Origin of the sequence: Gordonia bronchialis DSM 43247 (genome assembly GCF_000024785.1) — a bacterium.
In the GTDB taxonomy this organism is placed as follows: Bacteria; Actinomycetota; Actinomycetes; order Mycobacteriales; family Mycobacteriaceae; genus Gordonia; species Gordonia bronchialis.
The window spans coordinates 579,410-594,830 of record NC_013441.1; the positions used below are offsets into that span (position 1 = coordinate 579,410).

General features: G+C 67.6%; 24 protein-coding genes. 10 read left to right on the top strand and 14 right to left on the bottom strand.

Translation table 11 applies throughout. From position 1 onward, the window contains the following. Positions 1-20: 20 nt before the first annotated feature. On the bottom strand, positions 21-935 hold the full coding sequence (locus GBRO_RS24570) for an Eco29kI family restriction endonuclease (RefSeq protein WP_012832454.1): 915 nt from the start codon (positions 933-935) through the stop codon (positions 21-23). A 113-nt stretch (positions 936-1,048) separates the two neighbouring features. Between GBRO_RS24570 and GBRO_RS02640 the strand changes: the two genes are divergently transcribed. Both GBRO_RS02640 and GBRO_RS02645 read left to right on the top strand, forming a co-directional pair. Continuing rightward, complete coding sequence (locus GBRO_RS02640) at positions 1,049-1,315, top strand: hypothetical protein (RefSeq protein ID WP_012832455.1); 267 nt, start codon at positions 1,049-1,051, stop codon at positions 1,313-1,315. A gap of 63 nt (positions 1,316-1,378) precedes the next feature. After that, positions 1,379-2,101, top strand: coding sequence for a hypothetical protein (locus GBRO_RS02645; RefSeq protein WP_012832456.1), 723 nt, complete (start codon positions 1,379-1,381; stop codon positions 2,099-2,101). A gap of 248 nt (positions 2,102-2,349) precedes the next feature. On the opposite strand, the gene GBRO_RS02650 is transcribed toward GBRO_RS02645, so the two are convergent. Beyond that, the gene (locus GBRO_RS02650; RefSeq protein ID WP_012832457.1) at positions 2,350-2,955 is read right to left on the bottom strand and encodes a hypothetical protein; all 606 of its coding nucleotides are present in this window, start codon (positions 2,953-2,955) and stop codon (positions 2,350-2,352) included. Between the two features lie 302 nt (positions 2,956-3,257). Between GBRO_RS02650 and GBRO_RS02655 the strand changes: the two genes are divergently transcribed. After that, a complete protein-coding gene (locus GBRO_RS02655) occupies positions 3,258-3,830 on the top strand; it encodes a recombinase family protein (RefSeq protein ID WP_012832458.1) in 573 nt (190 codons plus the stop codon). Positions 3,831-3,925: 95 nt separating this feature from the next. Beyond that, positions 3,926-4,396: a hypothetical protein gene (locus tag GBRO_RS02660; protein WP_012832459.1), complete on the top strand. Its 471-nt coding sequence runs from the start codon at positions 3,926-3,928 to the stop codon at positions 4,394-4,396. Positions 4,397-4,401: 5 nt separating this feature from the next. On the opposite strand, the gene GBRO_RS02665 is transcribed toward GBRO_RS02660, so the two are convergent. Then, a complete protein-coding gene (locus GBRO_RS02665) occupies positions 4,402-4,908 on the bottom strand; it encodes a hypothetical protein (protein WP_012832460.1) in 507 nt (168 codons plus the stop codon). A 407-nt stretch (positions 4,909-5,315) separates the two neighbouring features. On the opposite strand from GBRO_RS02665, the gene GBRO_RS02670 reads away from it, so the two are divergent. The 3 genes from GBRO_RS02670 to GBRO_RS02680 are packed head-to-tail and all read left to right on the top strand — an operon-like array spanning position 5,316 to position 7,096. Further along, the gene (locus GBRO_RS02670; protein WP_012832461.1) at positions 5,316-5,606 is read left to right on the top strand and encodes a helix-turn-helix domain-containing protein; all 291 of its coding nucleotides are present in this window, start codon (positions 5,316-5,318) and stop codon (positions 5,604-5,606) included. Between the two features lie 43 nt (positions 5,607-5,649). After that, on the top strand, positions 5,650-6,669 hold the full coding sequence (locus GBRO_RS02675) for a hypothetical protein (protein WP_012832462.1): 1,020 nt from the start codon (positions 5,650-5,652) through the stop codon (positions 6,667-6,669). 34 nt (positions 6,670-6,703) lie between these two features. Then, the gene (locus GBRO_RS02680) at positions 6,704-7,096 is read left to right on the top strand and encodes a hypothetical protein (RefSeq protein ID WP_012832463.1); all 393 of its coding nucleotides are present in this window, start codon (positions 6,704-6,706) and stop codon (positions 7,094-7,096) included. Positions 7,097-7,315: 219 nt separating this feature from the next. On the opposite strand, the gene GBRO_RS02685 is transcribed toward GBRO_RS02680, so the two are convergent. The 8 genes from GBRO_RS02685 to GBRO_RS26200 form a co-directional block, all read right to left on the bottom strand. Continuing rightward, positions 7,316-7,681 carry a hypothetical protein gene (locus tag GBRO_RS02685; RefSeq protein ID WP_012832464.1) on the bottom strand — a complete coding sequence of 122 codons (366 nt, stop codon included), beginning with the start codon at positions 7,679-7,681 and terminating at the stop codon, positions 7,316-7,318. Between the two features lie 68 nt (positions 7,682-7,749). Next, the gene (locus tag GBRO_RS02690) at positions 7,750-8,748 is read right to left on the bottom strand and encodes a hypothetical protein (protein ID WP_147290619.1); all 999 of its coding nucleotides are present in this window, start codon (positions 8,746-8,748) and stop codon (positions 7,750-7,752) included. Beyond that, positions 8,741-9,655: a hypothetical protein gene (locus GBRO_RS02695; protein WP_041919691.1), complete on the bottom strand. Its 915-nt coding sequence runs from the start codon at positions 9,653-9,655 to the stop codon at positions 8,741-8,743. Before GBRO_RS02695 ends, GBRO_RS02690 begins: the two co-directional genes overlap by 8 nt. A gap of 156 nt (positions 9,656-9,811) precedes the next feature. After that, a complete protein-coding gene (locus tag GBRO_RS02700; RefSeq protein WP_012832467.1) occupies positions 9,812-10,018 on the bottom strand; it encodes a hypothetical protein in 207 nt (68 codons plus the stop codon). Beyond that, entirely contained in the window at positions 10,015-10,224 is a 210-nt protein-coding gene (locus GBRO_RS02705) for a hypothetical protein (protein ID WP_012832468.1), read from the bottom strand. The genes GBRO_RS02700 and GBRO_RS02705 overlap by 4 nt, the downstream gene beginning before the upstream one ends. Continuing rightward, on the bottom strand, positions 10,221-10,661 hold the full coding sequence (locus GBRO_RS02710; RefSeq protein ID WP_012832469.1) for a hypothetical protein: 441 nt from the start codon (positions 10,659-10,661) through the stop codon (positions 10,221-10,223). Before GBRO_RS02710 ends, GBRO_RS02705 begins: the two co-directional genes overlap by 4 nt. Then, on the bottom strand, positions 10,658-11,338 hold the full coding sequence (locus GBRO_RS02715; RefSeq protein ID WP_012832470.1) for a hypothetical protein: 681 nt from the start codon (positions 11,336-11,338) through the stop codon (positions 10,658-10,660). Before GBRO_RS02715 ends, GBRO_RS02710 begins: the two co-directional genes overlap by 4 nt. Next, a complete protein-coding gene (locus GBRO_RS26200) occupies positions 11,331-11,498 on the bottom strand; it encodes a hypothetical protein (RefSeq protein WP_012832471.1) in 168 nt (55 codons plus the stop codon). The genes GBRO_RS02715 and GBRO_RS26200 overlap by 8 nt, the downstream gene beginning before the upstream one ends. A 107-nt stretch (positions 11,499-11,605) precedes the next feature. On the opposite strand from GBRO_RS26200, the gene GBRO_RS02720 reads away from it, so the two are divergent. Then, the gene (locus GBRO_RS02720; RefSeq protein WP_012832472.1) at positions 11,606-11,884 is read left to right on the top strand and encodes a hypothetical protein; all 279 of its coding nucleotides are present in this window, start codon (positions 11,606-11,608) and stop codon (positions 11,882-11,884) included. Between the two features lie 6 nt (positions 11,885-11,890). Beyond that, positions 11,891-12,343, top strand: coding sequence for a type IV secretory system conjugative DNA transfer family protein (locus tag GBRO_RS02725; protein WP_012832473.1), 453 nt, complete (start codon positions 11,891-11,893; stop codon positions 12,341-12,343). Between the two features lie 12 nt (positions 12,344-12,355). Here GBRO_RS02725 and GBRO_RS02730 read toward each other — a convergent pair whose 3' ends face one another. After that, entirely contained in the window at positions 12,356-13,618 is a 1,263-nt protein-coding gene (locus tag GBRO_RS02730) for an ISL3 family transposase (RefSeq protein ID WP_012832474.1), read from the bottom strand. 131 nt (positions 13,619-13,749) lie between these two features. On the opposite strand from GBRO_RS02730, the gene GBRO_RS02735 reads away from it, so the two are divergent. Continuing rightward, positions 13,750-14,658 carry a TraM recognition domain-containing protein gene (locus tag GBRO_RS02735; protein ID WP_012832475.1) on the top strand — a complete coding sequence of 303 codons (909 nt, stop codon included), beginning with the start codon at positions 13,750-13,752 and terminating at the stop codon, positions 14,656-14,658. Between the two features lie 58 nt (positions 14,659-14,716). On the opposite strand, the gene GBRO_RS02740 is transcribed toward GBRO_RS02735, so the two are convergent. Next, entirely contained in the window at positions 14,717-15,169 is a 453-nt protein-coding gene (locus GBRO_RS02740) for a hypothetical protein (RefSeq protein ID WP_012832476.1), read from the bottom strand. A 31-nt stretch (positions 15,170-15,200) separates the two neighbouring features. Beyond that, entirely contained in the window at positions 15,201-15,413 is a 213-nt protein-coding gene (locus GBRO_RS02745; protein ID WP_012832477.1) for a hypothetical protein, read from the bottom strand. Positions 15,414-15,421 lie beyond the last annotated feature (8 nt).

Genomic DNA, 15,421 nt, shown 5'->3' on the forward strand with positions numbered 1-15,421 from the left:
CGAGGCCCCCGACGGGCCCCTCAGCTCTCGTCCTCGTCATCCTCGACGATCGGCGGCGCCTCGCCCCGAGTCATGCTGTCCACCAACCTCTTGACGACGTCATCCGCCTTCGCGATCGGCGGGTTATCGGCGAAGTGTTTGGCGATCAGCGCCTCGATCTCTGCACGCTCCATTTGGTTCTTTGTCGGTCTCGTCGGGTCCTTGTCGTTCGCCCAAGGGCGTCCCGGATGCAGGGTGTCCCACGGAGACCTTCCGTTGTTCCGCGTGTCCGCGTCATCACCGTTCTTGCCGAACCCATGGACGTATCTCACCGCCCTCCCGGTCACCGGGTCTTTGGACGCCGCCCGCTTGTTCCACACCGGGCGGAACAGGTTGATCAGAGCACCCTCGGTCACCGGCTCCCAGCCGGGGGCGATGACTAGGCGCCGATAGTCGAAGTCATCGACGTCGAGACCGTGGCCCCAGCCGATGGATTTGAAGTGCTTGGTCAGGCGGTCGGTGAGCGCGACACCCTGCTCGACGAGAACGCCGGACGTGGGCGTCTTCGTCTTCCCGACATAGATGGGCGTCTGAGTGCCGAGCAACGGTCGATACAGGTCATTGTCACCCCGGTAGTACAGCGCATAGACCCCGGACCCATAGGTCTTGACGATGTCGTTGAGGGGTTCGAGATCCTGATGCACCAGGCCCACCGCCGCGACGAGCCCAAACAGTCCGGGGTCGGCGGGATTGAACACGCCCGCCGGCATCTCGTGTCTGTACAACTGGCCATCCACGGTCCTGATGAGGTGATCGCGCGCCGCCACGATCGCCGCCCGGTCGTTCTTGACGGGGGCGTCCCAACCGTCGAGTTGTCCGCTTAGGGTCACCGCCGAGTTCAGCGCGTCGATCAGCTCCTGGATCGCCGCGGTCTTCGTCAGGTTCTTCCGTCCCATCCGCAGAGCCTAACCGGCCGCCGGACCGCCTCGGGGGACCGCGCGGGTCGTTTGGCCTCGGTCATCAGCGCGAACGATCTCATCCGATTAGCACAGAGGGGTAATCTTCAGCCATGCCAAGCACTTTCACCATCGACGGCTTCGAGCCCGAGCACGTATGGACCGCCGTGCGCTACGGCCGGCCCTGGAACGGGTGGGCCACCCCGGTCGTCACCCGCGACGTGCTGGAGTCGGTGATCGCCGCCGCCGAGGGCGAGACACTGCACTTCATCGAGACCACCGCCGTCATCTCCGGCGACAAGCTGCGACCCGACGCCGACGGCAACTACGACCTCGGCCAGATCGGCTGGTGCTTCATCGAGACCGATCGGTGGGACTGAGCAGCGCAGCCGCAGGCACCGAGTTCGGCGCCTATTGTCGGTCCGCCGTTCTAGTGTCGTCGCATGCTGCAGATCACCGACTACACGGGCGCCGATCAGTACGATCAGTGCCTGCACTGCGCCCGGAAGCTGGACGCGAAGCCCACGCGAGACCACGTCCCGTCGCTCGGTTTGCTCGCGTCCCCTTATCCCGACAACCTGCCGACGGTGGACATCTGCCCCGAGTGCAACAACGGGTTCAGCGATGATGAGCGGTACCTCTTCCTGCTGCTTGACTGCGTCCTCAGCGGTAGCGCGGACCCGAACGATCAGCCCGACCCGCGCGTCGCCGAACGATTGGGCAAAGCACCGGGTCTTGCGCGCCGCATCGCCGACCAGCAGGTCCTGACACTCCCGCTCGACGTCGAGACGGTGTGGTGGCAGCCAGAGAGCGCCCGCATCAACACTGTGATTGTCAAGAACGCTCGGGGGCACGTCATGTACGAAACCGGTGTCCCGCTGCACCGGCAGCCCGATTCGGTCGCATTCAGCGCGTTGTCCATTCTGACCGCCGAACAGCGACAGGCGTTTGAGCGGGGCGCTGACGACTCCGCGCACGGAGTCTTGCTGCCGGAGGTCGGCACGAGAGCGCTGGCGCGGGCGTTCACGCCCGATGTAGTCGACGGCTGGGTCGTCGTTCAAACCAGCCGGTACCGCTTCGCCGTCGACACCGGAGACTCCGCGGTGAGGGTGCGCTCGGTCATTCGCGAGTATCTAGCGACGGAGACGATCTGGTGTCTCGACTGAGGGGCGCGGCGAACGACCGCCGAAACGCCTGTCCGCAAGCCGGTCGTTGACCGAGACACGTCAACACGCACTGCCCGACCGGCGAATCCGCAGGCCGGACAGTCTCATAAGACCCGTACTCGCCCGAGTCGCACGATCGCCCGCGGAACGGACAGTTTCACCACGCTCCGAGCGGACCCGAAATAGGGCACGGACAGATCAGCCCCGTCACACCGATTGCCGTGACGGGGCTGATCGACTCTGTCTCGTTACACCAGCGCGCAGATCGGCCCGCCCGGGGTGCTGATCCAGGCTCCGGAACCCAGCCACTCACGTACGGGGTCCGGTGCCGGGTCAGTCACGAAGAAGTACCGATCGCCCACGGGCTCGACGTCGACGATCCGACGCATGTGATCCGGACCGACGTAGTCACGCATGCTCGCGTACACCAGCGCCCGCTCGTCGACCAGCTCTGCCAGCAGCTCGCGGTTGACCGGCCACACGCCGGCCCAGCCGCCGAGCTCGTCGTCGCCAGCCGGATTGTCGGTGAAGTCCACCCCGACCCACGAATACGTGACGCCCCGGACGTGATAGACAGCGGAACGCGGCTGACGCGGTTTCACCGAGACGCGGTAGACCAGCCCGTCAGGGTGCAGCGCCCGCACCTCGTCGAGGTCGATGACGAACCGCGTCCGGGCGACGAACTCCTCGACCTGGGCCTGGTCGAACATGTAGCGCGCGCCACTGCCGACGTTCGTCAAACTGCCCGCGTGCGCGAGCGAGACAACCTTGTCGGCGAATACGCTCGGCTCGTGGCCGTCACGGCCGAGGCCGTCTCTGATTGTGTCCGCGGTCTGAGTGGTGGTTAGCAACATGGCCTGTCCTTCCGTCTGTGCCCGTCCATCTCGCCTTCCGCGGTTTTGCGGTTCGGACCTGTGACGGGCACGAGTTCAATGTGTACATCACCCTTATAGATTTCGCAATGGCCGATCTTGGGGGCGGTCATCAGTCAACTTCCCTCGCGCCGTCACCGTTCAACAAACGGTCGTTGGCCGAACGTCATGAACGCTCCACCGGCACACGTTGATTCGCGCTCAGAACTGTTCATAAACCCGTTCAATAACTGGTAGCCTGGAACCAGGATTACGAACACGATTGTGGAACGGAGACGCGCCTCATGGCCCTCGTCGGACTGGTGCGGGTGAGCACCGACAAGCAGGAGACCCGTCGCCAGCACGACGCGCTCGACGCTGCGTGCGTGAAGGTGTTCGAGGAGAAGGTCTCCGGCAAGCTCGGCGTCGACGACCGGCCGGGCCTCAGGGCCGCGCTGGACTACCTGCGCCCCGACGACATGCTCGCGGTGCTGGAGGTCGACCGACTCGGCCGCAACCTCCTCGAAGGCCTCATCGTGCTGACCGACCTGTTCGAGCGGGGCGTCGGCGTGAAGGTATTGGAGGGCGTCGCCGCCGGCGAGCACACCGAACGGTCGCTGATCCTCGACCTGGCCCTCGCATTGGCCGAGGATCGCCGCCGCGACATCAGCCGCAAGACCCGCAGCGGACTGGAGGCGGCACGTCGCCGAGGCAAGGTCGGTGGCCGGCCGAGCGTCGTCGACGACGACAAGCGTGCCGCGATCCTGGCCCGCCGGGAGCGCGACGAGTCGATCCGCGAGATCGCGGCGGGCGTCGGGGTCTCAGTGGGCACTGTGCACCGAGTCATCACCGCCGATGGAGCCAGGCAGACAGCATGACCACAGCACCCCGCGTCATCACGACGTGGGGTGCTGTTTCTGTCATCGCAGCGGCGCCGCCGCTGCACAGGTCTTCTTCGACAGGGAGGCTTCCGATGTCAGCGCAGACCGCTATCCTCGACCGCGTGACACCCAACCCCTACGACCAGCTGGCCGGCCGCCTGTGGCGCGCGGCTTGGCTCGTCGAGCAGGTCGGGACGCTCATGCAGCGCCGCCGCGGTGCCGCCGGGACCGAACTCGCGCGCATCGACGCCGAGCTGCACCGTCTCCGCGCCGATTTCGCCGCTACCGCGGGCGGCCTGATCCCAAAGGCCCTCATCGACGCCGACTCCATCGCCGCCCTCGCGCGCATCGTCGAGACCGGCCGCGCGGCGACCGTTCCCGACGCGCTGCGCGTGCTCGACGCCGATCGGCGTGCCGCCCAGCGCCAGCGTTCCGATGATCGCGTCCGCGCCATCGAGCGGCGGGCCGCCGACCAGGCCCAATTCGCCGCCCGCGAGGCCGTCCACGCCAACGCGCGCCGGACCCGTCGGGCGATCAGGGACCTCGGCCGCAAGCTCCGCTGATCCGGCTACCGGGTTCGCTCGGTGGGCACATCCGGTCCCGACCCGTCGTCAGGCATGTGCCGGTCGAGCTTGCCGATCACCGACTCCGTCCGCTCCCGCGTCTGCCCATGCTCGGCTTCCCACGCGTCCAGAGCGATCCGGCCGTCGTCCAGTTCGGTGTCGCCGAGGAAGTCCCGGACATCCGCGGCGTCCCCCGGGCTCAGCGGGCCATCGCCCAAGGCTGTTGCACCCTGTTCCCGGCGGCGCTGTTCGTAACGGCTGGCCAGCGCGCGACTGTTCCGGTCCCGCATCCTCTGCATCCAGATGATGACCAGCGCGGCGGGTACGCCGATCAGCGGATTCTCCTCGACGAGATCGCCGACCACGTGCGCCCGCGCTTGGCGCGTCTGCATGATGCGCGACACGCGCGCCTGGTCCGCCGCAGCCGCCTCGCGCTGCGCGTCGGCGTCGGCCACCGCGGCCTGCGCCTTGTGCCTCTTCCCGGCCATGAAGTCGCCGAAATTCCCCGTCATCGTCCCTCTTTCGCTGTCCCTACCTGCGGTTTCAAGGCTAGGTCGTCACGAGCACCAGGTCCACTCAAAGTCACAGTCGCATAACAGATTTGGTGCCGTCTGATAGGATTGGCCGGGTATAGAGCGCACAGGAATTTCTATGGCCCTGACCAGGCACTTCTCGCCGCGCCGCCTCCCAGGCATTCGCCTTCTTCCTTGCGTATAAACGTTCCTTGTGGCGTTTACGCAGTTCAATCGGGGTCATCCGGCCGGATTACTTTCTCTGGCCATTCCCCACCCGCCCTCGCGGTCCGCTCGGGTCGCCACTACGCTCGCCGTGTAGCTCTAGCGCTACAGACGCAGTTCGGCGTCGTACAAGAAGGAGAGACGCGGAGAGATGATTCGTCGGCTCATGGGATCATCGTCGGGTGCCAGCACCCGACGATCGCCTCGACGAGGCCCAGCTCAGGGTCCGGCGCGTGCGTAGGCAGGCGCTGGCCAAAGCGCTGGTCACGGCCCGTCATAAGGCGGGACTGACCCAGGGCCAATTGGCCGAACGATCGGGCCTGTCCCGGTCTGCCATCGCCCGCGCTGAGGCCGGCGAGGCTAGCTTGTCCAGCGACCGGTTCTGGGACTTGGCCAAGGCATTGGGCATCCGCCCCAGCGCACTGTGGCTTGCGGCCGAGGCCGACGAGGCCGCGTCCCGCACGCTCGACTGATCATCTCTCCGCGTCTCCTCATCACCACATGAGGAGGAGACACGTGCCCGGAATAGACCTGTACCAAATCTACGGCCTCGACAGGACCCACCCGCCCGAGGCGCTGGCGGCGGCGCTGACCGACCAGCTGAACCGCGTCGATCCGCGAGACACATTGACGCGCAGCAGGATTGACACGGCTCGCGCCATCCTCGGTGATCCGCAGCGTCGTGCCGCGTACGACCGACAGCTCGGCGATCCGTCGGCGCCGTCCGTCACCGAAGAAGCGCTGGCCCGGATCTCGGGCCGGCCGGTGCCCACTGCACCGCGACCGTCGCTCCGCGCGCAGTTCGCATCCAAGCAGGTGCGCATCGTGTCCGCGATCACCGCCGCCCTCGCGCTGGTCCTCGTCGTCGGCATCACCGCCGTCGCGTGCAGCGGTGGTGGCGACAGCGGCACCGCGGCCAGCGGCGGCGATGCCGGGAACGGGAGCACCGCCGCCGCGCCGTCATCTGGGGACGCCGGGTGCGAACCGAGCAATAACGAGTACACGTCCCGGGCGAAGTGGGACGGGTCGCGCTCGACGGCCCCGTCCTACGAGGTGGCCCTGACGCGGCGGATCGCACTCCCTCGCAGCATGCCCTGGACCGACCGAGTTCTCGGCGGCACCGATTACTACCGGATTGGCGACGGTTTCAGGATCAACTATCGGGGGTTGGCACAGCTGCAGGACCGCTCGATCGGTGTCTTCCAGGGGCCCGACCCCAGCGATGCCTCGACCCCGACGGCCATCGTCACCACGGTGAGCCAGGACGGCGCAATTGTTTCCACTCGCGACTACGCGGGCGCCGACGCGCCCCTGCCCGCCGGCTTCGACCTCGCCCGGACGACCTTGGCAGGCTATTTCCGCATCTCTGCGGCTGACGGCGTGAGCATCCCCGCCGCGGCGACCGGCACAGAGCAGGAGCAGGCGTACGCCGAACAGATCCTGCCCGACGCGTTCGATGAGCACACGGTGTGGGTGATCATGCGCGGCGAGGAGGGCGCCATCTTCAAGGCCACGTTCCAACGATGCACGAATTAGGAACAGTCACAACACTATTCGAGAGGAGAGCACCATGAACAGATTCCGCAAGCCCGCTACTGCACTGGCAGCCGCCGGGGCCATCGTCGCCGGCACCCTGGCCGGCACCGTCGTAGGCGCGGGCGACGCCGCCGCCCGCGTCGACGCCGGGAATTACATCTGGACTACGACCAAGACGCTCACGGGAGCCCGTGGCGCCTACCCGGTGACGATCCGCGGCAACGTCCTCACCGTCGACCTGCCCGGCACGGTCATCGGCGCGCCGAGGCACGCACGCCTGCATCCCACCCGCGCTGGCGCGTGGATGGACTACGGCGGCAACCGGTACACCTTCGGCCGCAAGGGGAACAGATACGTTGGCCAAGAGCTGTGGCTGACCATCAACGGCGCCGTCGTCGGCACCACCACGCTGACCCCGCGCCGCTGACCCGCACAACCCAAAACAGAACCCCCGCACCGAGATCGGTGCGGGGGTTCTGCTCTTACTCATCAGTCCTCGGGCCACCCCAGCCGAAAACAGGTGGTGACGAACCAGTCTGCCGACTGATCCCAAGCCGCCGTACCCGCGTTGCGCGCCAACGCTTTTCCCGGGTCCGCGAGCTCGCGGCCGCACTGGCCAGAACTGCCCTCGTCGCCATCATCCCCATCACTTAGCGGCCAGGAGGTGGGCCCACGTGCTGCCGTTGATGACGATGCCGTAGGTGCCGTTCCAGCCGTCGGACAGCACGACCGGCTGCCCGGCAAGGGTCGTGCGCGCGCCGTCCGCCGTCGGCGTGAGGCGGCCGGACAACCCTCCGACGGTGAGCACGCCGTCGGACACCGTCACCGGCACGGTGGCCACCGGCGGCGACGTGACGGGCCGGATCGGATTCAGGACCTCCGCGCTGTAATTGCCGTCGGGCACGCCAGCCGTGTCGGCGGCCGCGGTGCCCGTGCCCGTGCCCAGGGCCAGGGCGCCTGCGGCAGCGCCGGCCAGAGCGGTTGCGGCGAGCATGTTCTTGGTGTTCTTCATTGTGACTCCTTGCGTTGCAACTATTTTGATGGCTGCGGACCGCTCAAACAGGGCGACGACTGGCTGGACTATTTGCTCGGGACTGCGCTGCTCGACGCCGACGCATCACCCCCTTCCGCGTCGTCGGACGCGGCGAGCGTCACCAGGGCGATCGCGTCGCCCATGACCGCCACCGCTTTCGTCGGCTGACCCGCGACACCCTGAATTAGGTGCACCGTCGCGGTGCCGTCCACCAACCCCGCTGCGCCCGCCGGGATCTGCCCCGACACCGCGTACGCGCCAGGTGTGCCGTGCTCGCACGACCCGGCCGTCGGTGCGTCGCCGCCGGGCCAATCGCGGTCGCCGGTCACCGTGATGTCACCGTCAGCGACGGTGACATCGGCCTTGCGCCACGCCGGTGCGGGCGCGTCGTCGGGTGCGGTGTACGCGTAGGCGGCCCAGGAGTCCTTACCGAGCTGGATCAGGTCCAGACGCTTCGCATTCCGCGCCAGCAGTTTCTTCCCCTGACCTGCATCGGCGGCCTCGGCCCCGGCTTTGGCCCGCACAAACGTCGTCGGCAGTGGTGCGGTCGCGTCGATCACCAACTCCAACCGCGGCCGTGCCGACCCCGTCATCACGGCGTCTGCGAGTGTGCCCGTCGGCGATGACGCGGCGGCGGCGCCCACCCGGCACGTGTCGACCGCACCAACCGTCGCGTCGACCTCGCTGCGCACCGCCGATGACTTCGACGCGACCGCACTCGATGCCTGCGCGTACTTGCTCGACGCGCCGGCCTTGACGTCGGCCGCTGTATTCTCGCTGCCAATCTTCGACAGTCCGACCACCAGCGCCCCGCCAACCGCGAGCGCCACCAACCCGACCGCTCCCAAAGTGAGCTTCACGCTCTTGGGCATTCCCGATCCCGTAGCTGTACCCCCGCCGTGGTCACCCGTCACGGGCACTGGTGCTGCCTCGTCCACCGGTTCGGTGACCACTTCTTCGTCAACGATCTCGTACTCGTCGCCCAGTTCGCTGGGATCGACGACATTGCCGTCCTCGTCGACGTACTCAAATTCATTGTCACTCATGATCATTCACATCCTTCTTCTTTACGACGCGGCGCACGACCTTCTTCGTCGCTGGTGAGCTGGTTGTGGGGGTGACAACACTCGTCGTCGGGGCCGCGTTGGCCACGGTGGGTATCACCACCTGTGCAGGGGCGGCCGGTGCCGCGCTGGCCTCGTCGGTGACCTCGCGGTCTCGCAGTGCCTTGAGCATCGTGGGGATCAGCGTCGGCATGACGACCAGCGATCCGATGGCCAACGCAACGCCGCCCGCGATCCACAAATTCTGAAAAACGCTCATAGCCTGCGTCACGATCTCGCGCACGGCCAGCGTCAGCACGCCATATCCCGCCGCCACCGGTAGCAACATCGCCCAGTGGCAGCGCCGCACGAAACCGTCGCTGTTGCTGGTCAATTCGCGAGCAATCCGGTAAACGTGATCGATGCCCTCCTCACCCGGCAACGAGTTCCACTCGATGACTCGTGGCCCTTCACGCCGTGGTGGACCGAACCGACGGTCGGCGAGGTGCTGCGCCAGGAACCCCAATGCCGCCGTCATCGCGATGCTCAGGTACACCGCCGCACCGTCTCCAAAGATCGATGCCATTGCAACGACGATGACCTCGCGGACGAACAAGAACACGAATCCGATACCGATGGCGATGATCAGCAGCGTGAGCGCCCCCCGTCGCGCCAGCTGGGTGGTGACCGCGTTGACCAGCGACTGTCCCAGCGACGCGCCACCGGCGGGCGTGGCCACCGACGGAACGCCGACGACACCGCGCCGCCACAACTGCCGGGCGAAGAACATCGATCCGGCGGCCGCGACGATCGATGCTTGTTCGGCGAGCGGTCCCTGGGATACCGCCCAGACGAGCACGCCGAGACCGCCGAACAATAGCAAGGTGGCCACGATCCTGATCAGTTCCATGCCCGCATTGCTTTGACCCGCGTGGACGTGGATTTCAGGGGTTGGTGTCGGTGCAGTCATGTCAGTTCGCCTTCTTTCTTTCAAATCCATTGTCGTGGTTATCTTTTGCGAGTCCCGGCACCACGACCCGCGCGACGAGCGAGGGCGTGCCCGCGGTCACCGCCGGGGTGCCATGATCAGCCCGCCCACCACGCACGCGAGACCGAGACTCAGCCAGAGATTTCCGAAAACCGCGAGAATGGTGCCCTCGAAGGCCCCGGTGTCGGCGATGCCCCAGAGGCCGACGCCGATGAGCAGCACGGCGGCGACGCCCGCCAGATCCCAAGCCAGCTCCCGACGCGGTTCGGGGTCGGTGTCCTTCATTTCTTCTCCTCGATGTCGTTGTCACACTTGTCTTTTACGAATCCCGGCGCCACGATCGCCGCGATGCCGACCGCCACCGCCGCGCCCGACGCCCACCGCCACGGCCCGCCCAGGGCGATTCCCGCGACGATGGCGGCGAGGCCGGCCAGCACCGCGAGCATCGCGAGCACGGCGGGTAGTCGACTGACCAGCGATTGCTTTGTCACGACCCGTACAGCTCGTCGAGCACGTCACGGGTGCTGTCGGGCTCGTCGGATGCCGTATTCGACTTCGCGATCTGCGCGTCCAGGTCGAGCTGATCCGCCGCCCGCTCCAGCGCCCAGAGCTCGTGGCCATTGCCCGACAGTCGGGGATGCTCACGCAGGTATTCGCCGAGCGCCGTCTCCAACTCCTCGTTGAGCCGCGGCGATACGCCTTCGGCCTTGACGCGGTGCCGCGCGGCTGCGAGCAGCGCCTCCCACAACCCCGGCACGGCATCCACCTGGGCGACCGCCTCGATCACCGCGACGGTGTCGGCCACCCGGGCCAGGGCCACCAGATCGTGCTCGCGGTCCTCGCGGTCGACCTCGTTCGCCGCGGCCAACCGGCCGACACCGGCGACCATCTTGCGGGCACGGCGGGCGTAGATGTTCAGATCAGTCATTTCTGTTCTCCTTGCTCTTCATCGATCCCATTGCGGGTCACGGTGACCCGCACGGTCTTCACCGGCACCGGCCGCACCGGCTCGGTCGGCTCGGTCTCGGGCAGCGTCGGTTCGTCGCCGATGCGCACCCTGATCGGCGCGGGCGCGTCGGCGTCCCGAGCGGGCACCGCATCCCAGCCGTAGGCGTAGGACAACCACGCGGCGTAGGCGATGCCCGCCACCGGCTGGGCGAGCAGCCACCAGCCCCACAGCGGCACACCGCTTCCGAGCCACGCGACCGCGGCGATCACCGCGACCGGGATGGTCGAGGCACTGGCGGCGACCGCCAGCGCCTTCCACCTCAGCGGACCCCACTGGGGGACCGACCGGTACCAGATGCCGTAGATCGCCCAGCCGAGCCCGATCGCCGGACCCGCCAGCAGAATCCGGGCCGCCTCGTGCAGCGCCGCGATCAGCGTCCACCGGCCTTTGTGCTCGTCGCGCTCGAAGGCGATTCGGCGGAACCGTCGCTGCACGAGGGCCTCGGCGGCGGCGGAGTCGCCGGCGCCGGCCTCGTATCGGGCCCGGCGGTTCGCGCGAACCGCGAGCTGCTGGCCACGCCGCTGGGCCGCCGCGCTGTGCCCGGCCCGGGCCTTGACCCAGTTGGCCCGCTCACGGGTGGCGTGCGCGTCAGCCATCGGTGGTGACCGAAGCCGGTGCGCCGCAGCGAGGATTCGCGTCGCGGGTGATCTGGGCCCCGGCGCCGACGGTGAGGCCGACCGCGAACGACGCGATCATCGCGATGGCGATCAGCACCCACCTCCGGCGCCAGATGCGGGGTTTCGCGGCCTTGGCCATCGCGGTCCTCCGGTCTGTGTGAAGCTAAGGAAGTAATTGCATCTCCACTTTAGCAAGAGATGTAGGACTTGCAACAGTAGTTGCTATGATCAGATCGGAGACGCCACATGGCCGACCCCACCGAAGACCCGACTGCCCCGACCGTGAGGACCGCGATGACCGTCAGCCCGATCGACGCCAAACGCCTCAAACAGGTCGGCCTCGACTTCGGCACGCCCGCGGCCGTAGCGGCTCGCACGTTCGTTAATTACTGCCTCGACCGGCTCGACGATCCAGCCATCTCCGGTGCGCTGACCGAGGCCGCGAAGGCCGAGCGCGAGCGGCGCAGCAGAGCCGCGGCCATGGGGGGCAGACTCGGCGGTGGTTCCAATAAGAAAAAGGAGTAGTGCCCGATGTCGCTGTACCGCAAGGACTCCGGCCCCTACAAGCCGAAGCCGACACCGTTCGGGGGTTTCATCGACGGGGCGCGCGCGATCACCGCCCCGCACCTGCTCTGCGTCGGGCCCACCGGGCGTGGCAAGTCTCGGCGCGTCCTGGGACCGGCACTGCTCATGTGGGAGGGCCCCGGCGTCGCGATCTCGTCGAAGCCCGACTTGATCGAGCTGGCGATCGAGAAGCGTCTGGGCATGGGCGGCCACGGCAAGACCTATGTGCTCGACCTGTCCGGCAAGGTGCCGGCGAGTGTCATGCCGGACGGGGCGGAAATGGTCGTGGCCGATCCTGTCGCCCTGATCACCGACGACGACACCGCGATCGACATGACCGAGATCCTGCTGCGCACTTCGGGATCGAGCGCCGGTGGCGGCGACTCAGCCAAAAAGGACCCATTTTTTGGGCTCTCCTGACCGATCCGTGGGTCATGACCGGCCGGGGAGGACTGGTCGGTGGCCGCCGAGGTTGAGCATGGCCAAGGCGATGAGAGCCTCGGGAGACCTGAATCCGAAGGCAACGCGGGTGATCAGCCGGATCTTGGTGTTGACCGACTCGATGCGACCGTTGGACAGACCGTGCTCGATCGCTGCGAGGATCGAGGCCTGGTGTTTGACGATGCGACGCTGCAGCTCCACGAAGGCGGGAATCCGGCAGCGCCGCGCCCACCGGATCCAGACCTCGAGCGCCTCCGCGGCCTCGGCGTGGGGCAGCTGGAAGACCAGTCGCAGGCCTTCTTTGAGCAGGTAGGCACGGTGCAGCCGCGGGTCGGTCTTGGCGACCCAGGCCAGCTTGGCCTGCTGCCTGACCGTGAGGTTCTCGGGGTTCTTCCACAGCGCGTAGCGGGCATGCTTCAACGCCTTCGCGTGTCCCGATGCGCGGCCGGCACGGCGCTGGGTGGCCGCTCCGCGGGCCTGGTTCCAGGCAGCTCGGCGGACCTCGTCGAGGGCGTCGGTGGCCCACCGGACGACGTGGAAGGGGTCGGCGCAGCGGACCGCGTGGGGGCAGTGGTCGGCGACCACAGTGCTGATCCAGTCCGCACCGTCGGCGGAGACGTGGGTGATCTGGCTGCACCGCTCCTCACCGAGGGCGTCGAAGAAGCCCTCGAGGGTGGCCTTGTCCCGGCCGGGGGCGGCCCAGACCAGCCGACCGGTGTCGTGGTCGACGACCACGGTCAGGTAGCGGTGGCCGCGCTTGTAGGAGATCTCATCGATCCCGATCCGGCGTAGGTCGGCGAACCGGTCATGCAGCTTCTCGACGTCGGCCCAGACCCGGGTGATGATCGCCCCCACGGTGCGCCAGGCGATCCGCATCAACTCGGTGACCGCGCTCTTGGAGCACTGGGTGGCCAGCCAGGCGACCTGCTCATCGAACCCGGTGGTGTGTCCGGCGCCATGCCGGGCCCAGGGCACCGCGCGGACCGTGGGCCCGTGCTCGCGGCAGTTGACCCGCGGTGCGTCGGCCTCGAGATGGACCTGGATGGTGCCCAGGTCCAGCGCCCGCCACCGACGACGTCCCTCGCCACGGTCGTACCAAGGAGACCGTCGCTGACATCGTCCGCAGCGAGCTCCCGCACGTCGCGTGGGCCGAACGCAGGCCACCAGAGTCTGCTCGTCCTCGTCGAACTCGATGTCCTCCACGACTGTCTTCTCGACCCCCAACAGGGCTCGCCATAAGGTGGCGTTCTGCACGCCGTTCTCCGCTCACTGGTTCCTGGTCCTAGACAGCTCAGAAACCTAGACAGGGAACGGCGTGCTCACGTTTCAGGCGCGCTCAACCACCCACGGATGCGTCAGGAGAGCCATTTTTTGAAGACTCGTCCGTGGCACCGCTGGCCGGGCTGTTGCGCGCCGCTGGCGAAGACGGCATCCGATGGGTCCGACGGGCGGTGGGCCGCATAGAGCCACCGACGCCGGAGGACAGGGCCACCCCCTGCTGGCTCAACGCCATCGGGCGGCTCGAACAGCTCGGAAGCATGATGCTCGCCGAGGAGCTGGTCAATACCGCGGCTTTCTCGGATCGCTTGCGCGACTCCATCCAGGCGACGATGAAAGTTGCCGTGGCGCCCTGGTGGCGCGAGGCCGTCGTCGGGCCGACCGACGCCAAGCCGTTCATTCCCGCGATGCTCGAAGACCCGCGAAGCACGCTGTTCATGGTCGCTCCGGCCGACGGCATCGCCGCCGCGGCGGCCGTCGGCGTCGTCGACGCGATCAGCGCCCACTGGCGCGATGGCCAGACACGACCAGTTCCGTTGCAGCACTTGCTGATCGTCTGTGATGAGATGTGCAATACCTTGCCCTGGCAAAAACTCCCGATCGTCATAACCGAATCACGAAGCATGGGCATTTCCGTCCTAGCCGCGGTGCAAGACACACAGCAGTTCGCCCGACGCTACAACCGCGAGATCATGGAGGAGCTTCGCCGAGTCTTCCCGAGCATCCTCATCCTCTCCGGCAGCGAGGAGAAGGAACTCCTCGACAAGGCGGCATGGGCCGCCGGACGGACCGAGCGTCACAAACTCTCCCGCGACCACGCCGGAAAGCAGTCCCAGTCCTCGGAGATGGCACCGGCCTATGAGGGGAGCGACCTGCTTCCCAAGCGCATCGGCGAGGGCCGGCTGCTACGCGGCACCCGGCCCGGCGCCAGCCCCGACGATCCGATCGAACCCGCCGGGCTGCTCGTCGACCTGTTCGACATCAGCCAACTCGACATCGACATCGACGTCGCCTGAATCCCGGCAGCGACAGTGCCCGGCAGTCATCGCTGCCGGGGCACTGCCGCATCTTCGGTCACCGACCGCGGGAGGTGTCGCGCTCACGCTCGCGACCCTGCTGCTGCTTCACCGCCGCATCGCGCAGCGGGGTGCGCGATGCCTCGCGTGACCGGGCCTCGTCGACCCCGCGCTCCATCGCCTCCCTCCCACGCCGTTGTGCGGACCGCTGCTGTGCGCGCGCCTTGGCCGCCTCGGGTGACTTCACCGCCGCACCGCCGAACCTTCGGCGCACCGCGTCGTCACCACCCTTGGCCAGCTCGTGCCGGATCTGTCCAACCCTCTCGGCGTCAAGATCCCGCTGCCCCGGCGCTGAGCGCTTCTCCGCGTCATCGAGCACCCGGCGCCGATCGGCCACCTCGCGAGCCGCGTCCTCCTGCTCCCGGCGGCGCTCCTCGATCCGACGATCCGCCTCCTTGGCGGCGTCGAGCCGGTCCCGCACCGACGTCGATTCCTTCGACTCGTCACTCATGGTCTCTCCTCCACTGGTTCGGCCCCGTCAATCAGAGCCACTTGATCTCGCGGATCATCCCGCGAGGGCTTCGGTAGTCGACCTCCTCGTCGGCGTGGTCGGCGCAGCACCACGTCTCGCCCCAGGTGTCCCCGCGGCTGTAGCGCGTGGTGTAGGTGATGCGCACGACGGCGTTGCGGCCGCACAGCGCGCACTTCGGCCGCGTGGCCTCGATGTGTGCGGTGAGCCTGTCCAGGATCGACATTCGCGACC